This is a genomic window from Rothia sp. 11254D007BW (assembly GCF_053548195.1).
In genome coordinates this window covers 2283461-2299691 of sequence record NZ_JBPWPK010000001.1, presented here as the reverse complement: position 1 = coordinate 2299691, position 16231 = coordinate 2283461, and the positions used below count along the sequence as shown (strand labels likewise).

The 16231-nt window shown below is 62.0% G+C and carries 14 protein-coding genes; 6 read left to right on the top strand and 8 right to left on the bottom strand.

The genetic code is table 11. The features are described from left to right. Nucleotides 1–19: 19 nt before the first annotated feature. A complete protein-coding gene (locus ACEE43_RS10395; RefSeq protein WP_449107583.1) occupies nucleotides 20–1141 on the bottom strand; it encodes a TadA family conjugal transfer-associated ATPase in 1122 nt (373 codons plus the stop codon). A gap of 113 nt (nucleotides 1142–1254) precedes the next feature. Between ACEE43_RS10395 and ACEE43_RS10390 the strand changes: the two genes are divergently transcribed. Next, nucleotides 1255–3024, top strand: coding sequence for a bifunctional 3'-5' exonuclease/DNA polymerase (locus tag ACEE43_RS10390; protein ID WP_449107582.1), 1770 nt, complete (start codon nucleotides 1255–1257; stop codon nucleotides 3022–3024). Between the two features lies 1 nt (nucleotide 3025). Here the strand turns inward: ACEE43_RS10390 and ACEE43_RS10385 are convergent, their stop codons facing one another. Together ACEE43_RS10385 and nth are read right to left on the bottom strand one after the other, a co-directional pair. After that, entirely contained in the window at nucleotides 3026–3751 is a 726-nt protein-coding gene (locus ACEE43_RS10385) for an NUDIX hydrolase (protein WP_449107581.1), read from the bottom strand. Nucleotides 3752–3776: 25 nt separating this feature from the next. Then, nucleotides 3777–4679, bottom strand: coding sequence for an endonuclease III (gene nth / locus ACEE43_RS10380; RefSeq protein WP_449107580.1), 903 nt, complete (start codon nucleotides 4677–4679; stop codon nucleotides 3777–3779). A 178-nt stretch (nucleotides 4680–4857) separates the two neighbouring features. Between nth and acs the strand changes: the two genes are divergently transcribed. From acs to ACEE43_RS10365, 3 genes are all read left to right on the top strand, one after another. Next, nucleotides 4858–6795, top strand: coding sequence for an acetate--CoA ligase (acs, locus tag ACEE43_RS10375; protein ID WP_449107579.1), 1938 nt, complete (start codon nucleotides 4858–4860; stop codon nucleotides 6793–6795). Between the two features lie 291 nt (nucleotides 6796–7086). Beyond that, a complete protein-coding gene (gene aroQ / locus ACEE43_RS10370) occupies nucleotides 7087–7542 on the top strand; it encodes a type II 3-dehydroquinate dehydratase (RefSeq protein WP_449107578.1) in 456 nt (151 codons plus the stop codon). A 9-nt stretch (nucleotides 7543–7551) separates the two neighbouring features. Next, a complete protein-coding gene (locus tag ACEE43_RS10365; protein ID WP_449107577.1) occupies nucleotides 7552–8832 on the top strand; it encodes an APC family permease in 1281 nt (426 codons plus the stop codon). On the opposite strand, the gene ACEE43_RS10360 is transcribed toward ACEE43_RS10365, so the two are convergent. Next, on the bottom strand, nucleotides 8829–10001 hold the full coding sequence (locus tag ACEE43_RS10360; protein ID WP_449107576.1) for a MarP family serine protease: 1173 nt from the start codon (nucleotides 9999–10001) through the stop codon (nucleotides 8829–8831). The genes ACEE43_RS10365 and ACEE43_RS10360 overlap by 4 nt on opposite strands. Before the next feature lie 376 nt (nucleotides 10002–10377). Between ACEE43_RS10360 and ACEE43_RS10355 the strand changes: the two genes are divergently transcribed. Beyond that, the gene (locus ACEE43_RS10355; RefSeq protein ID WP_083091991.1) at nucleotides 10378–11055 is read left to right on the top strand and encodes a Crp/Fnr family transcriptional regulator; all 678 of its coding nucleotides are present in this window, start codon (nucleotides 10378–10380) and stop codon (nucleotides 11053–11055) included. A 111-nt stretch (nucleotides 11056–11166) separates the two neighbouring features. Here ACEE43_RS10355 and ACEE43_RS10350 read toward each other — a convergent pair whose 3' ends face one another. From ACEE43_RS10350 to ACEE43_RS10335, 4 genes are all read right to left on the bottom strand, one after another. Continuing rightward, nucleotides 11167–11652 (bottom strand): hypothetical protein, encoded by a 486-nt coding sequence (locus ACEE43_RS10350; protein WP_449107575.1) that lies wholly within the window; start codon nucleotides 11650–11652, stop codon nucleotides 11167–11169. A gap of 580 nt (nucleotides 11653–12232) precedes the next feature. Beyond that, entirely contained in the window at nucleotides 12233–13189 is a 957-nt protein-coding gene (locus tag ACEE43_RS10345) for an NUDIX hydrolase (RefSeq protein WP_449107574.1), read from the bottom strand. Beyond that, nucleotides 13182–13658: a RidA family protein gene (locus ACEE43_RS10340; RefSeq protein ID WP_237185083.1), complete on the bottom strand. Its 477-nt coding sequence runs from the start codon at nucleotides 13656–13658 to the stop codon at nucleotides 13182–13184. Before ACEE43_RS10340 ends, ACEE43_RS10345 begins: the two co-directional genes overlap by 8 nt. 84 nt (nucleotides 13659–13742) lie before the next feature. Beyond that, a complete protein-coding gene (locus tag ACEE43_RS10335; protein ID WP_185174154.1) occupies nucleotides 13743–13949 on the bottom strand; it encodes a DUF4177 domain-containing protein in 207 nt (68 codons plus the stop codon). 121 nt (nucleotides 13950–14070) lie between these two features. Here ACEE43_RS10335 and ACEE43_RS10330 point away from each other — a divergent pair, with 121 nt between their 5' ends. Next, complete coding sequence (locus ACEE43_RS10330) at nucleotides 14071–16200, top strand: transglycosylase domain-containing protein (protein WP_449107573.1); 2130 nt, start codon at nucleotides 14071–14073, stop codon at nucleotides 16198–16200. Nucleotides 16201–16231: the final 31 nt, after the last annotated feature.

Below are 16231 nucleotides of genomic sequence, written 5' to 3'. Positions count from 1 at the left end.
TTCAGACCATTGACCGGCATCAGGCACCCACCCCCGTGCTCTGAGGTAGCCCGGCTGCCTGCTGGAGCTCTTCACCACCGGGGTGCCAGCGCAGGTAGGTGCCGCGACGGCGCGGCTCCACAGTGCAGACCGGCTCAACGGCAAGGTTGTGCCCGCCTACCAGCCGGTAAACCCCGCGTACTATACGGTGCTTACCCTCACGTTCAAGGTGCACAATATAATCCAGCGCCGTCGCAGCTTGCAGAGCCACAGCCTGGCTACTTACCCCAGCGAGAGCCCCCATGGCGTAGAGCCGGGCAGGCACAGACCCTGCGGAGTTAGCGTGCACCGTGGTACCGCTTCCGGAGTGGCCGGTGTTCATGGCCGTCAGCATGTCCATGACCTCAGCCCCGCGGCACTCACCCACCACCAGCCGGCTGGGCCGCATGCGAAGGGCCTGCCGAATCAGCTCTGCCAGCCCCACCTCGCCCTGGCCCTCGGCGTTAGCGGCCCGGGCCTGCAGGCTCACGGTATGCGGGTGATCTAGCTGTAGTTCAGAAGTGTCTTCTACCAGCAGTAGCCGCTCACCGGCGTCCGCCTCCTGCAGCAGGGCACCCAGCAGGGTGGTCTTGCCGGTCCCCGTTCCTCCGCTGACCAGCAGATTAGCCCGCGAGCGCACCAGCTGCCGCAGAACCTGCTCCAACTCGCGCCCCATCATGCCGTGCTCTTGTAGTTGCCGCAAGGACGGGCGCTGGGCCGGTTGAAGACGCAGGGAGAGCAGGGTGCCGGAGCGGCTCAGGGGTGGGAGCAGGGCGTGGATGCGGATTCCCTGCTGGGTTTGGACGTCTGCAGCCGGGTAGGCGTCGTCCAGGCGGCCGCCAGCCGATAGGATCAGCCGGGTGGCAAGTGCCCGGACGGCTTCGTCGTCGGGGAAGGTAATGGTAGCCCGGTGCAGGGTACCGGCGGCCTCGTACCAGACATCCTGGGGGCCGTTGACGAAAATATCGGTCAGCCCTTCTCTGCTCACCAGGGGTGTGAGCGGGCCCAGGTCGGTCTCGGCCGGTTCTACCGCTAAGACCGGCACATCATCGGGTAGGTCTGTGGGGAGGGGCTCAAAGAAATGGCGCCGCGACCGGCGCACACGCATCTCAGTATCGGGCATGGCTACCTTTCAGGGTAGGCCCCTGCCCCGGTATCTTTCTCTTGTCTCTCTTTATGCCACAGAAGAAGTGCCGTGTCTAGCCCTGTGAACAGCGCAAACGGCATAATAGAAAGATGTACATCGTGCTTGGCCCAGCGACCTCCCCCGGCGATACGCCCCTGTGGGAGGCCATTACGCTGAACGACACCGGCTCAGGCACCCACCGCATTTTCCCTTTCGCTAAGCTCCCCGACTTTGTGCGCGCGGTAGAAGCCCAAAACCCGCACCGGGTGATTCGCTGGGCTTGGGCGGACGCCCGCGAGCTCATGCCCGCCCTGCTGGCAGCTGGGGTCTCGCCGGCGTCCTGCCACGACCTGCGCCTAGCCCAACGAATCCTGGCAACCGCCGCCACCCGCGCCGCCAACCAGCTGCCCTACACCCCCACCTGCGACCTCAACCGCACCCCCGAGCCCCCGCCCGGGCATCTGCCCGCCCGGCGGCAAATTGAGGGGCAGACCTCCCTCTTCGACGACCTGGGCCCAGCATCGCCCGAAGCTCAAGGAAAAACCGGGCCAACCGCGTCCGCCCTGCTCACCGAGCTGCGCACCCAGCTAGAGGCCGTCGCAGCCTCCCCCGCCCCCGCCCGGCTCTCCCTGCTCTTGGCCGCAGAATCCCAAGGTGCCCTCATCGCCGCCGAGATAAAGCACTACGGCATGCCGTGGAACCGCACCATCCACGAAAAAATCCTCGAACACGCCCTAGGACCGCGCCCCACAGGCTACGACCGGCCCTATAAGATGGAGCGCCTAGCCGCCCGTATCCGCGAAGAACTCGGTGCCCCCAACCTCAACCCCGACTCCCCCCAAGAAGTCCTCAAAGCCCTCCAGGCCGCCGGTCACTCGGTCACATCCACCCGCAAATGGGAACTCACCGAATGGGCCAACGCCGTGCCCCACCTGCGCGAAGAACGCTGGCAACTCGTCCGCCCCCTGCTCGACTACAAACGCCTCGCCCGCCTCTACACCGCCAACGGCTGGAACTGGCTCGACACCTGGGTAACCAACAACCGCTTCCACCCCACCTACGAAGTTGGCTCCGCCGCCACCGGCCGCTGGGGCGGGCACGGCGGCGGGGCCATGCAAATCCCCAAGGACGTCCGCCCCGCCATCCGCGCCGAAGAAGGCATGATGCTCACCGTCGCAGACGCCGCCCAAATCGAACCCCGCATCCTTGCCGTCATGAGCGGCGACCGTGCCCTCGCCGTCGCCGGACGCGGCACCGACCTCTACCTCGGCATCGCCCAGATTGGCGAACGCACCGGCAGCGTGCTCAACGACCGCTCCCACGCCAAAATCGCCCTACTGGCTGCCATGTACGGAGCCACCACCGGCGAAGGCGGGCAGCTCATGCCCCACCTCAAAAAAATGTTCCCAGCCGCCATCGGCCTCACCGAACGTGCCGCCGACGTAGGCCTCCGCGGCGGGCAGGTCACCACCTACCTGGGGCGCACCTCCCCAGCCCCCTCCCACGCCTGGTTCCAAGCCCAACGCAACCAGGTCACCGCAGCCGACGAACGCGCCGCCCGCTCAGCCGCCCGCGCTCACAGCCGCTTCACCCGCAACTTCGTCATCCAGGGAACAGCCGCCGAATGGGCCATCATCTGGATGGCCCAAATCCGCAAACGCCTCCGCACCGAACGCCGCTTCGGCAAACGCATGCAAACCCGCCTGGTCTACTTCCTCCACGACGAAATCATGCTCTACGGGCCAGTCGGCGAATCAGCCCGCGCCGCCGAAATCGTGCGCGAATCAGCGCAAGCTGCCGCCGAACTCATCTTCGGCCCCACCGACGTCGAATTCCCCGTCACCGTGGTCACCACCGACGACTACTCGCAGGCTAAATAGGCTAACTCCCAGCTTCCCGGGTGCGCTTCTTATCCCAGGGTTCTTCCCAGCCCAGCTCTTCAAAGACTCGGGACAGCAGGTTGCCGGTGAATCCCCAGATGGTAAAGGGGTCGAAGTCGCCGGTCACCTCAAAAGCCGGGGATTTGTGCCTGGTCCGGCCGCGAGTCACCGTCACGGTCAGCCGGTTAGCCGGGTTCAGCAGGTCTGCCACCGGCACGCGCACCACCAGGGTTGACTCGTTCCGGTCTACTGCCGCCACAGGGGTCGGTAGGTCCCACCAGCCCAGTACGGGAGTCACCCGGTAGTTACTCACCGGCAAATCAACCGCCGGGAGCTGACCCAGCAGTCGCACCCCCTCAGCCTGCAGACCGGTCTCTTCCACAGCCTCCCGCAGGGCAGCCACCTGCTGGACGGTTCGGCCGGTACGGGCTGCCTCGTCGTAGTCCTCAGGGTCGATCCGCCCGCCGGGTAGGGCAGGCTGACCGGCGTGATGGCGCAGGGCATCCGACCGAACCAACACCAAGAGGTCAATGTCCGAAGCAACCGTGCCGCACCCGGTATTCTGCGCCGGAGCCTCATCAAGCACCCCCATCAGCACCAGCACAGCGGCCTCTTTAACGGTGCCCGGGTCCATCTGCCCAATCGGCCACGAATCCTCGGGGCGCACAACGCTCGGGGCCCGCTCCGCCAACTCCTGCAGGGCCGCTAGGGCGGGGTGCTGCCCCACTATCTCTTCCCCGAACATCTCTTCCCTATGCACTGAGCATCCACCCCTCTTCCCGCAGCTGACGACGGGTAGCGCCCTGCACAAAACGCAGGTGCAGGCGCTCACGCCCCGGGGCCATCTCGTACTTGAGCAGTTTCTCTGCCGCTACCGGGTCGGTTTCACCGGCGCCGTAAGCCGGGCAAAGATCGGCAATGGGGCAAGCCCCGCAGGCCGGTTTTTGGGCGTGACAGATGCGGCGGCCGTGGTAGACCAGCCGATGGGAAAGCTGCGTCCAGTCCTTGGGTTCAAACAGCTCGGCGACGTCGCGTTCGACCTTAACGGGGTCTTCTTCGGTGGTGAAGCCAAAGCGGCGGGCCAGGCGGCCGAAGTGGGTATCGACGGTAATTCCCGGCTTGCCAAAGGCGTTACCCAGCACCACGAAAGCGGTTTTTCGCCCTACCCCGGGGAGCTTAACTAATTCCTCAAGCCTGCCCGGTACCTGCCCGCGGTAATCTGCCACCAGCTGGGCTGCCAGATTCACGATTGCTTTGGCCTTGGAGCGGTAGAAGCCCAGGGGCCGCACGATGTCTTCCACGTCTTCAATCCGCGCGGATGCCAGCGCCGCCGCATCGGGGTAGCGGGCAAAAAGTTCGGGGGTGGTGGCATTGACGCGCACGTCGGTGGTTTGAGCTGAGAGCACGGTAGCCACCAGAAGCTCAAAGGGGTTATCAAAGTCGAGTTCGGCAACCGCATAGGGGTAGGTCTCCCCCAAAATACGGTTGATTTTGCGGGCACGACGGGTGAGCGCTAGGGGGCTTTCGGCCTCACCGCGAGCTGCCGCGCGGGCGTGCTTTCGGGCGGACGCTCGCGCTTTAGCTTCGGGCACAGAGCGGGTTTCGAGCTGGGCGAGCTCATCAGGGCTAAGAGGTAGGTCTGCATTCAGGGGCATATCCCAAGCCTACCCCTGCCCTCCCTTGCGGTACCTGGGGTAGCTGGTACCGGCGTCCTGATTTCGCGTAACACGAACGCTCAAATTTGTGACTAGCGCTACAGGGTGCGCTAAGGTGAGAAAAAGTCCGTTTGTGGCGCACATCAATGACGCGCCCCACAGAACAGGAAGGCACACCATGACCGACACCCAGGACGTCTTCGCCCCCAGCGCCGAATTCTCAGCCCAGGCCAACGCTCAGCCCGGCATCTACGAAGAAGCCAAAGAAAAAGGCACCGAATTTTGGGCAGAACAGGCCCGCAACCTGCTCACCTGGTACAAGCCCTTCACCGAAACCCTCGACTGGTCCAACCCGCCCTTCGCCAAGTGGTTCGCAGACGGTGAGCTCAACGCCTGCTACAACGCCGTAGACCGCCATGTTGAAGCAGGTAACGGCGACCGCACCGCCATCCTTTTTGAGGGCGAGCCCGGCGATACCAAGTCCTACACCTACGCAGAACTCAAGGACGAGGTCTCCCGCGTAGCCAACGGCATCGAATCCCTGGGTGTTTCTAAGGGCGACCGCGTTGCTATCTACATGCCCATGATTGCCGAAGCTGTGATCGCCATGCTGGCTTGCGCCCGCATCGGCGCTGTGCACTCCGTCGTCTTCGGCGGCTTCTCAGCCGACGCCCTGCTCTCCCGCATCGAGGACGGCGAGGCCAAACTGGTTATCACCGCCGACGGCTCCTTCCGCCGTGGCAAGCCCTCCATGCTCAAGCCCGCCGTCGACACTGCCCTGGCCAAGGGTGGCTCTTCGGTCGAAAAGGTTCTGGTCGTCAAGCGCAACGGCGAAGATATCAACTGGGTTGAGGGCCGCGACGTCTGGTGGCACGAGCTGGTTGCCGAGCAGTCCACCGAGCACGAGCCCTCCCGCCAGAACGCCGAAGACCCCCTCTTCATCCTCTACACCTCCGGCACCACCGGTAAGCCCAAGGGTATTCTGCACACCACCGGCGGCTACCTCACCCAGGGCGCTTTCACCCACAAGAACATCTTCGACCTCAAGCCCGAAACCGACATCTACTGGTGCACCGCAGACGTCGGCTGGGTCACCGGCCACTCCTACGTCGCCTACGGCCCCCTGGTCAACGGCTCCACCCAGGTCATCTACGAAGGCACCCCCGATGCCCCGCACCGCGGCCGCTTCTGGGAAATCGTGCAGAAGTACGGGGTGACCATCATGTACACCTCCCCCACCGCTATCCGCACCATGATGAAGTGGGGCGAGGACATCCCCGCCCAGTACGACCTGTCCACCCTGCGTGTGCTCGGCACCGTGGGCGAAGCCATCAACCCCGAAGCCTGGCGCTGGTTCCACCGCGTCATCGGCGGCGGCAAGTGCCCCATCGTCGATACCTGGTGGCAGACCGAGACCGGCGCGATCATGGTCTCCCAGCTGCCCGGCATCACCGCAGCCAAGCCCGGCAGCGCCCAGCAGCCCATCCCCGGCATCACCATCGACGTGGTGGACGACCTGGGCGAGTCCCTGCCCAACGGGCAGTCCGGCTTCCTGACCATCCGCGAGCCCTGGCCCTCCATGCTCCGCACTATCTGGGGCGACGACGACCGCTTCGTCGACACTTACTGGTCCCGCTTCGAGAAGATGTACTTCGCCGGTGACGGCGCCAAGCGCGACGCCGACGGTGACCTCTGGGTTCTGGGCCGCGTGGACGACGTCATGAACGTCTCCGGCCACCGCCTCTCCACCCCCGAGATTGAATCAGCTCTGGTCTCCCACCCCGCCGTCGCCGAAGCAGCAGTTGTTGGTGCAGCCGACGAGACCACCGGCCAGGCCGTCATGGCCTTCGTCATCCTCAACGACGAGGCCAAGGCAGCAGGTCAGGACGAGACCGAGCTGGCCGAGCAGATTCGCGCTCACGTGGGCGTCGAAATTTCCCCGATTGCCAAGCCCAAGCGTGTGCTCATTGTTGATGATCTACCCAAGACCCGCTCCGGTAAGATCATGCGCCGTCTGCTCAAGGATGTGGCCGAAGACCGCCCGGTCGGTGACACCACAACCCTGGCAGACCCCACCGTCATGGAGGCTATCGAGGCTAACTTTAAGAAGGGTTAGCAGCGCGATATAACAGGATGAGGCTTATTCATTAGGGTAGGTGGAGCAGGCTCACAGCGAAGCTGCTGGCTCGGCGGCTGGCGTGAATCGCCTTGTGAGCGAAGCGAACCAGGCGAGAGGGTCGGCAGCGAGCGTGAGCCTGCGGAACCCCCTTATGAATAAGCCTCTATATGAGGCACGCATGCCCCACATCAGTTGAGGCCAGTGTTCTTGATTAAACGCCCGCCCCAGTGTGCTCCATCTATGGCAGCAAGCTGGAGGCGGGCGTTTTCGTATGAAAAACTAGGAACTATGGCAACACCACAGACTGCACCCCGACGTATCTCCGTGATTAACGGCCCCAACCTCAACCTGCTCGGCGTGCGCAAACCCGAGATTTACGGGCGCACCACCCTGGCCGACATCGAAGCTACCCTGCGCGCCCAAGCCGCCGAGCTGGGCTACGAGATCAGCTTCATGCAGTCCAACCACGAGGGCGACCTCATCGATGCAATCCAGGCAGCCCGTACCGCGTCCGCCGGTATCATCATCAACCCGGCCGCCTACACCCACACCTCAGTCGCCCTGCACGACGCCCTGGAAGCAGCCGAGCTGCCGGTTGTCGAAGTGCACCTCTCTAACGTGCACAAGCGGGAGCCCTTCCGCCACCACTCCTACGTCTCGCCCCAGGCGACCGCCGTGATTGCCGGTGCAGGTGCTCAGGGCTACGAACTGGCGCTCTCCTTCCTAGCCCGCCACCTGGGCTAGTTCGGCACGATGGCTACCCAACCTCGGGCACAGCTGACCCTCACCGACGCCGTCTACATCGGTGCCGGGTCCATGATTGGGGCTGGCCTCTTTGCCGCCTTCGCACCGGCAGCGGCAGCAGCTGGGAACTGGCTGCTGCTCTCCCTAGCCCTAGCTGCCTTTCTCGCCTTCGCTAATGCCACCTCTTCGGCCCAGCTGGCTGCCCAGCACCCCGAATCAGGCGGCACCTACATCTACGGCAGCCGCCAGCTCGGCCATGCCTGGGGCTTTGCATCGGGGTGGTGCTTCGTCATCGGTAAAACGGCCAGCTGCGCCGCTATGGCCATGACTTTTGCCGCTTATCTGGCACCGGGTTATGAAAAGCTCCTGGCTATCGCCGCAGTTGCTGCCCTCACCGCCGTCAACTACAGGGGTATCACCCGCACCGCAGTCCTCACTAAAATCCTGGTCACCCTGGTGCTCCTGGCCCTGGCCGTCTTTTTCGGTGCGGTTCTGCTCGGGGTAGCTCCGAACCCCGTAGCGATTGCTGCCAGCGCAGGGAGCGGGGCGGGAGCGTCCGCCGCCATGGGCCCGGTGACAACTATCTACGGGGTGATGCAGGGCGCTGGCCTGCTCTTCTTTGCCTTCGCCGGCTACGCCCGTATTGCCACCATGGGGTCAGAGGTCAAAGACCCCGCCCGCACCATTCCGCGGGCTATCATCATTGCCCTGACGCTGGTGGGCACCCTGTACCTGCTAGTTGCCCTCGCGCTCATCCACCAGCTGGGTTATGCGGGCTTGGCGAGAACGTCGGCCCCGCTGGCTGCGGCGGTAGGGTCGTCCGCACCCCTGAGCGCCCTCATGGGTATCGCGGCTTCCATCGGTGCACTCGGGGCATTACTGGCCCTCATCACCGGCATCGGCCGCACAGGTCACGCCATGGCTACCCACCGCGACCTGCCCGCCTACTTTGCGCACCTGCACCCGGTCTACGGGGTACCCTACCGGCTAGAAATCACCGTAGCGGTGGCCGTGACCGCCCTGATTCTGTTCTTTGATGTGCGCAGCGCTATCGGCTTTTCGTCCTTCGGCGTGCTGCTCTACTACTGCGTGGCGAACCTGGCAGCCTTCACGCAAACCGTCCCTTACCGCCGCTACCCGCGCGCCCTGCAGGTTGCCGGGGCAGCGGGCTGTTGCTTGGTGGTGGGGACGTTGCCGCCCACCTCTATCGCGGGCGGGCTACTTCTGCTGGGGGTGGGGCTAGCGGTTTATCTTCTCTATGCCCGCCCCACCCAGCTCGCCCAGCCTTAGCTGGGCACGCACTGGCCGGTAGCAACCGCCGGTGAAGCGGCATTGACCTGGGTTAGAGCCTCAAGAATATGCGCTGCCGGGACGGCATAGCCGGTCTGGCTCTGGGTTGACTTGGCAAAGACCATAGCCATGACCTGCCCGTCCTCGATGAGCACAGGACCGCCGGAGTTACCCTGCTGCACCTGGGCAGCGAGCTGATAGACCAGGCGGGAGGGGTTAGTTTCACCTGTTTGTGAATTGATGGTTTGGGTGTAACCCAAACCCTGAACTATTGCAGCCCGACTCGTGAAGGGACCGCCACCGGGGTAGCCCATGAAGGCAACTTCGGTTCCCGAAGCGACCTCGGTCTGGTTGACGGCCAGGGGTGTGAGGTCAAGATCGGGGGCGCTGATAATCGCGATATCACGTTCGGTGTCGTAGTAGACCACATCGCCTGTTGCGGCTTGGCCGTCGCGACTCAGTAGGGTGGGAGTGCTGACGCCTGCCACCACGTGGGCGTTGGTGACCACCAGGCCGCCGTCCACCACGAACCCTGATCCCTCCGATGTGTAATTACAGGCCTGAGCTGATCCCACCACCTGTACAACCGACCACCCGGCCTCGTCCAAGGCCGCCGTTTGCAGGGTGCCCAGAGGGGCAGATTGCTCGGGGTAGAGCAGCTGGGAGATTTCAGGAAGGCCGGTGGCCTGCACGATTTGGCCGCGGATCTCGGTGACCTTCTCTTGGGCGGAGGCCGGGGTCATCTGCATCATCCAGCTAATGACCTTAGAGTCTGCGGTCAAAGCGGTAACAGAGGGAATACCCAGGGGGCGGACGACCAGCACCACCGTGACAATCACGAGCGAGGCTAGCACCATGTTGACTAATCCACCGGCAAGCCGCTCCAGACCTCGCAGGGGCGTGCGGTCGCTTGCCCTGCGGATAGCACTGCCCAGGGTCATACCCAGAGTCTGCCCCAAAACCAGGCAGGCAAGTACCGTGCCCAGCCCGGCCAGCAGATACCACCGTGCATCAACCTGGTCAATGACCCAGGGGGTGGCGTAAATAGCTGCAACCGCACCCAGCACAAAACCAACAAAGGTACCCAGGGTGACAAAGAGCCCCTGCCGTACACCGGCTAAGAAGTAGAGGGCAATAATAGCAATAATGACCCAGTCAAGAACGGTCATGATTCTCCATTCAACGGGGAAGGCTAAATGGGCTAGGCTCCACCCTATGCCGCCTCAGCAAAAATAGACCGAGCGGACGCGGGGAGCTCTGCCGGGACTCAGCCCTCACAGGAATACCACAGCCTACACGTCCAACCTGAAAAAATAGGCGGAAACTCAGGAAAAATTCTCGGTGAAGGGACTAAGCTCTAGGCGCTTTGGGTATCGAAAGCATCAAATATCCTGTAGGCTCTTATTAGTTGAATATGTCACAGATAAAAGTGCTGTGTGATGGACTAGGCAAAGACTATGCTTAGAAGTCTGCCCGCCCTGTACGTACAGGGCACCGCACTCGAATCGCCCTTTAGATCCACCATTTCAGGAGTAAAAGAGAACCATGGATATTGAAGTACTACGCCGTGCTCCGCTGTTCGCTTCACTCGACGACGAAGCCTTTGCAGCACTGACCGAAGACATCACCGAAGTTGACCTTTCACGCGGTGCTACCCTCTTCTACGAAGGCGACCAGGGCGATCAGCTCTACTTTGTTATCTCAGGCAAGATGAAGCTGGGCCGCACCGCTTCCGACGGCCGTGAGAACCTGGTAGCTATCATGGGCCCCGGCGAAATCTTCGGTGAGATGGCCCTGTTTGACCCCTCACCCCGTTCAACCAGCGCAACCGCTGTTTCTGAGACCCGCCTGGCCGGTGTGAAGCACGAGTCCCTGCGCAAGGCTATGGAGAAGTCCCCCAATATCTCCGCTCAGGTTCTGCAGGCTCTGGCCCGCCGTCTGCGCCGCACCAACGAGAACCTGGCCGACCTGGTCTTCTCAGACGTACCCGGTCGCGTTGCCAAGGCCCTGCTTGACCTGGCTGACCGCTTCGGCCGTCCTGCCACCGACGGTGTGCTGGTTGCCCACGAGCTGACCCAGGAAGAGCTGGCCCAGCTGGTCGGCGCTTCCCGTGAGACCGTCAACAAGGCTCTGGCCGAGTTCGTTTCCCGCGGCTGGATCCGTCTGGAAGCTCGCGCTGTGGTCATCCTCGACCTGCAGCGTCTGCGCCAGCGCTCCCGCTAAGGTGGGGCGGGCGTCCTGCCTGCTCTCAATACTCTAAAACCGGGTGGTCAGCTCTAGCTGACCACCCGGTTTTTTGCACCTGCCCAGGGGCAGGGGGGCGGACGCCGGTGGTTAGCGGGTCTGCCAGGTGAGGCCGTCGGATGAGGTGATGAGAGTGGTGCTACTTGAGGGGACCCAGGCCGGGTAGCCAACTTCGAGGGTGTAGGTTCCGTTGGTGTAGTGGGCCTCTAGCAGGTAGGAAGCTGCCGGGTCTAGATCGTGGGTAGTCCAGGTGAGGCCGTTATCTGCGCTGGTCAGCAGTGTGGCTCCTTCGGCACGAGCTTGGCAGTAGACCAGGACTGTCTCACTGAGGCGCTGAAGGCCGCAGAGCTCTAGGGATTTGGCTCCAACCGTAGAGATTTTTCCGCCCATAAGCCATTGGCCCCGGTCGGGGCTGTAGGTTGCGGCGTAGATGTCGTTGCTGTTGGCCAGAACCAGGCCGAAAGTTCCACTCTCGTCGATGTCGGTGACGTTTTCAGCCTCAACAGGGGTAAGCGGAGCGGGAGTGTAGGGCTGGCCGGTGGGCTCGGGGGCGGACGTGGCGTCCGCCTCGGGCACCCGGACATCGCCCAGGTTGCCCGGTGGGGTTGAGGTACCCCCGGGTTCCTTACTGTTGGGCCAACAGTCATAGGTTCCCCAAGGTCACGGGCAAAGATGAGGTTGACCTGTTGTGCCTCCCTGCAATAGTCACGGTTTAGCCCTACGGGAAACTGGTAGTAGGTTTTCCCCTCATCTTCATAGCGAATCCAACCGGTACTGAAGACCAGAACGATGAAGAAGATAAAAGTCATCATCAGGGCAAAAGCGCTTGCCAGCAAGAGCAGAAGCCCTTGGGCGAACCAGGTGGTTAGCAAGACCAGGGTGCTGCTTCTAGCCCCGTCTGGCTGGGGAATTCTTCCCAGGCTCTTGAGGATATAGGCGGTTCCACACACCAGTAAAGTAAGGGACGCCAGGTAAGAGAGCCCCAGGCAAATCAAGCCTAGCCCTGGGATAAGTTGCAGCCCCAAGGCGCCCAGCCCCAAGCGTCCACCAATAATAGCCACCAGTAGCAGACAGGCCCCCAGGGTCGCCCATCTAGTAAGTCTCTGCGACAGTGAGATGGGTGCTGAACTGGGGGCCTGACGCTCGATGGGCACGGCTAGACCTTTTTCTCCTGCACCGCCAGGTAGCAGGTGCCAGCGGCGTCCTGCTTAACCTCGGGCAGATAGAGGGAAACCTGGCGTCGCTTGGCCAGGAAGGCAACCGCCCCGGAGGCAGAAGCGAGCTGTTCCAGCAGGTACATGACGCCGGGGGTCACCAGCTCCTGGAAGGGCACCCCAACGGTGTCGTCCTGCCCGATTTCGTTACCGATTTCAACGCTCATGGGGTGGGCAACCAGCTCACGCACGCTGACCCAGCGACCCCATATTCCCTTCCCGGCGAGCAGGGAGGGATTCTGCCCCACCGGCACCGCGCAGGTGAAATAGTGAATGTCGTAGCGCTTGTGGAAGAAGCCCGGTGACTGCCAGCGGGCTAGGGGCTTGAGCAGGTCGGCACGGATTTTAAGACCGCGGCGTTCCAGGTAGTCAGCAAAGGTTTTATCCTGCTGAGCTACAGCAAGACGTGAGGCCATACACTCGTGCCCGCTAGTGAGCTCAATAGTTGAGAGCTCACCGCTGCCAGCTAAGAGCACGCCGGTCTCTTCAAAGAGCTCACGCACCGCGGTAACTACGGCAGCGTTAGCTGCCCCCAGGTCGTCCTCGCTGAAGGCCTTGGCCCAGTATTCACCGCTGGGGCCCACCCAGCCGATGGGGGTGGCGTCCTCGGGCACACCCAGGCCGCCGGGGAAGGCAACCCGACCCATAGGAGATTTAACCCGGTAGGTCATAAAGGTTTCAGGCCCAGAAGCACCATCACGCACAAAAACGACCGCGGCGGCAGGCTTAGCCGCGCGCGGTGTACAGTCCCCCTCATTGAGCCAGGTACGGGCGGATTCCTGCTGGCTTGACGGGATGGGGTGGGTTTTGGGGGCCGGAGCCGCCGCCGAGACATAGGGGGCGGACGCCGGCGGCGGCACCCGCTTGAGGGCGCCGGTATACATGGGTTGGCTAGGCATATTCCACAATGATTTCAACTTCTACCGGGGAGTCCAGCGGTAGTACCGGCACGCCAACGGCTGAGCGGGCGTGCACGCCTGCCTCGCCAAAGACCTCGCCCAAAAGCAGGGAGGCCCCGTTGATGACGGCGGGCTGGCCGGTGAAGGAGGGGTCTGACGAAACGAAGCCGACCACCTTGACCACGCGGGTGACGCGGTCAAGATCGCCGATAACGGACTTGACGGCAGCCAGGGCGTTCAGAGCTGAGAGGCTAGCCAGTTTCTGGGCGGTCTCGGGGTCTATAAAGCCTTCGGCGTCGGAGTCGGAGACCTTGCCGGTGGCGGGCAGCTCGCCCTTAACGAAAGGCAGCTGGCCCGAGGTGTAGACGTAGTTACCGCTGGTGACGGCAGGAACGTAGGCGGCTACCGGGGCTGCCAGCTCGGGCAGGTCGTAGCCAAGTTCTTTGAGGCGGTCTTCGATCTTTGACACGGTGTACCTTCTTGAAAAGCAGTGTTTCTAGGGGCCAAAAACCGGGCTCGGGGCGAAGCCTGAACCCGGTTCTGGTGTGAGTATTTAGTTGCTAGCCTTCTTGCGCTTAAAGTAGGCGATTGGATTGCCCTGAGTGGGGGCAACCATGTTCCCGGCGGGAGTGGCGCCGCTAGGAGCGGGGGCACCGGGGAGCACGGTAACGAGCTCCCAGCCGTCTTCACCCCAGTTATCGAGGATCTGCTTGGTTGCGTGAATCATCAGGGGCACTGTTGCGTATTCCCATTTTTCCATAGCACCAAGCCTAGACCACCGGGGCTAAAAAGACGACTCTTACATCTCTCACAGGTTTTTCTTGGGTGGCTGTGACATGCATGCCGGTGCGCTTTTCGCCCTGAGCCGATAAACTGATGCAATGGCTTCTTCAAAGAATGTGCGAAAGAGGCGCCGTAGCTCCGGCGACCTTGTTCAGTTTATTGCGCTGAGCATCATTGCCGGTTTTATTGCGGCGCTGATTATGGTGCCGCCCACTACAGCTCTCAGTGCATCTATCAATGCATCAATGAACTGGTTTAAGAGTCTGCCCGCCTCCCTGAGTGACGGACCGCTCTCTCAGCCGTCCGTCATCTACGCAAATGACGGAAAAACTGAGCTAGCATCCTACTACGCCCAGAACCGCACCGAGGTGGCGCTGGATGACATTTCCCAGCACATGAAGGATGCAATTCTTTCGTCTGAAGACCGTAACTTCTACGATCACGGCGCGGTTTCCCCCATGGGTATTGCCCGCGCCTTGGTCAACAATGTCATTAACCCCGAAGCTCGTCAGGGTGCTTCTACTCTGACCCAGCAGTACGTCAATAACCTTCTGATTGATGCCGCTGAGCAGGCAGGCACCGAGGCAAGTACCCTGGGTGCTAATAAGGACTACCTTGATAAGATCAAGGAAATTAAGCTGGCCATCTCGATGGAGCAGAATCTCTCCAAGGACCAGATTCTTGAGGGCTACCTCAACATCATCAACCTGGGCGGTTCCAACTACGGTGTAGAGGCCGCAGCCTACTACTATTGGGGCATTTCAGCATCAGAGCTCAGCATCTCCCAATCGGCGATTCTGGCAGGCATGGTGGTTTCACCTAACGTCTACCGCCCCGATGTTAACCCCGAACTGTCCAAGGAACGTCGCGATGTAGTTCTGGGCACCATGCTCCGCGACGGCAAGATTACCGAGGACGAATACTCGGACGCCCTGAACGAAGAGATTACTCTCGATATTCACACCACCCCCATGGGCTGCTCAACCGCCGGCGACTTTGCGCATTTCTGTAGGTACGCAATATTTGATTTCCTGAGTGATGAGACCTTCGGTGCCACCGAAGAGGACCGTGAAAATGCCCTCTACCGCGGCGGCTACAAGATCATTACCACCATTGACCCTGACGCCCAGAAGGACGCCAAGACCCAGGTTGAAGCCACTCAGCCTTCCACCAACAACCCCGACCGTGTCAGTGCCTCTCTCGTTTCAGTTGCTCCCGGCACCGGCAAGATTATTGCCATGGCCCAGAACTCCGGCTACGGCCCCTCTGATACAAGCGACTTTGCGGATAACTACTTCAACTTCAACGTGAGTGTCTCCCACGGTGGTACAGCAGGCTTCCAGCCCGGTTCAACCTTCAAGGCCGTGATTCTGGCCCAGTGGATTAAGGACGGCAAGGGCGTCAACGCCACCATTGATGGCACTTCCCTCAGCTACCCCAAGAGCTTCCAGTGGCCTGCTAAATGCGAGGAGGGCGGCTTCGTTACCTCCGAAGACGCTGATGGCTACGTCTTCACCAACTCTGAAGGCGGCAGCCAGAGCTGGGGTACCGTGGCCTACGGCCTGAAGAACTCCATTAACTCCTACTCCATTAAGATGGCTTCGGTTACTGATGCCTGTGCCATCAACGATTTGCGAGCCAAGCTCCGCATCACCGACGGCACCGGTTCAGACCCCTACACTATTACCCGCCCCGCCTACCTGCTGGGTGGTTGGCCCCATGGTACCACCCCGCTGATTATGGCTTCGGCCTACGCCACTTTTGCCAGCGGCGGCACCTACTGCGAGCCTGTTTCGCTGGAGAAGGTCAGCAAGGGCGATACCGAGGTCAAGACCTATGAGTCCACCTGTGAGCGCGTACTTGAAGAGGACGTTGCCAACGGCGTGAACTACGTACTCAAGCAGGTTCTGGTGGACGGCTCGGGTTACCAGCGCGGTATTGGCCTGACCGATGCGTCCGCCGCTAAAACCGGTACCACCGATAACTCTGCCCAGACCTGGACCGTAGGGTACACGCGCGGCCTTTCCACCGCATCATGGGTGGGCAGCATGGAAAACGCCTCTCGCCCTCTCAACGGCCTTTCCATCAACGGTAGAGTTCTGGACTACGTGGACGGTGCCACCTACGCAGCTGCCCAGTGGCAGAAGTTCATGCAGGCCCAGGCTAAGAACTACAACACCGATAAGTTCGATACCCCCTCGAACACGGTTCTTGGTACTAACCAGTAAGGACTCCCTTGAATTCTCAGAATTCTCGTGG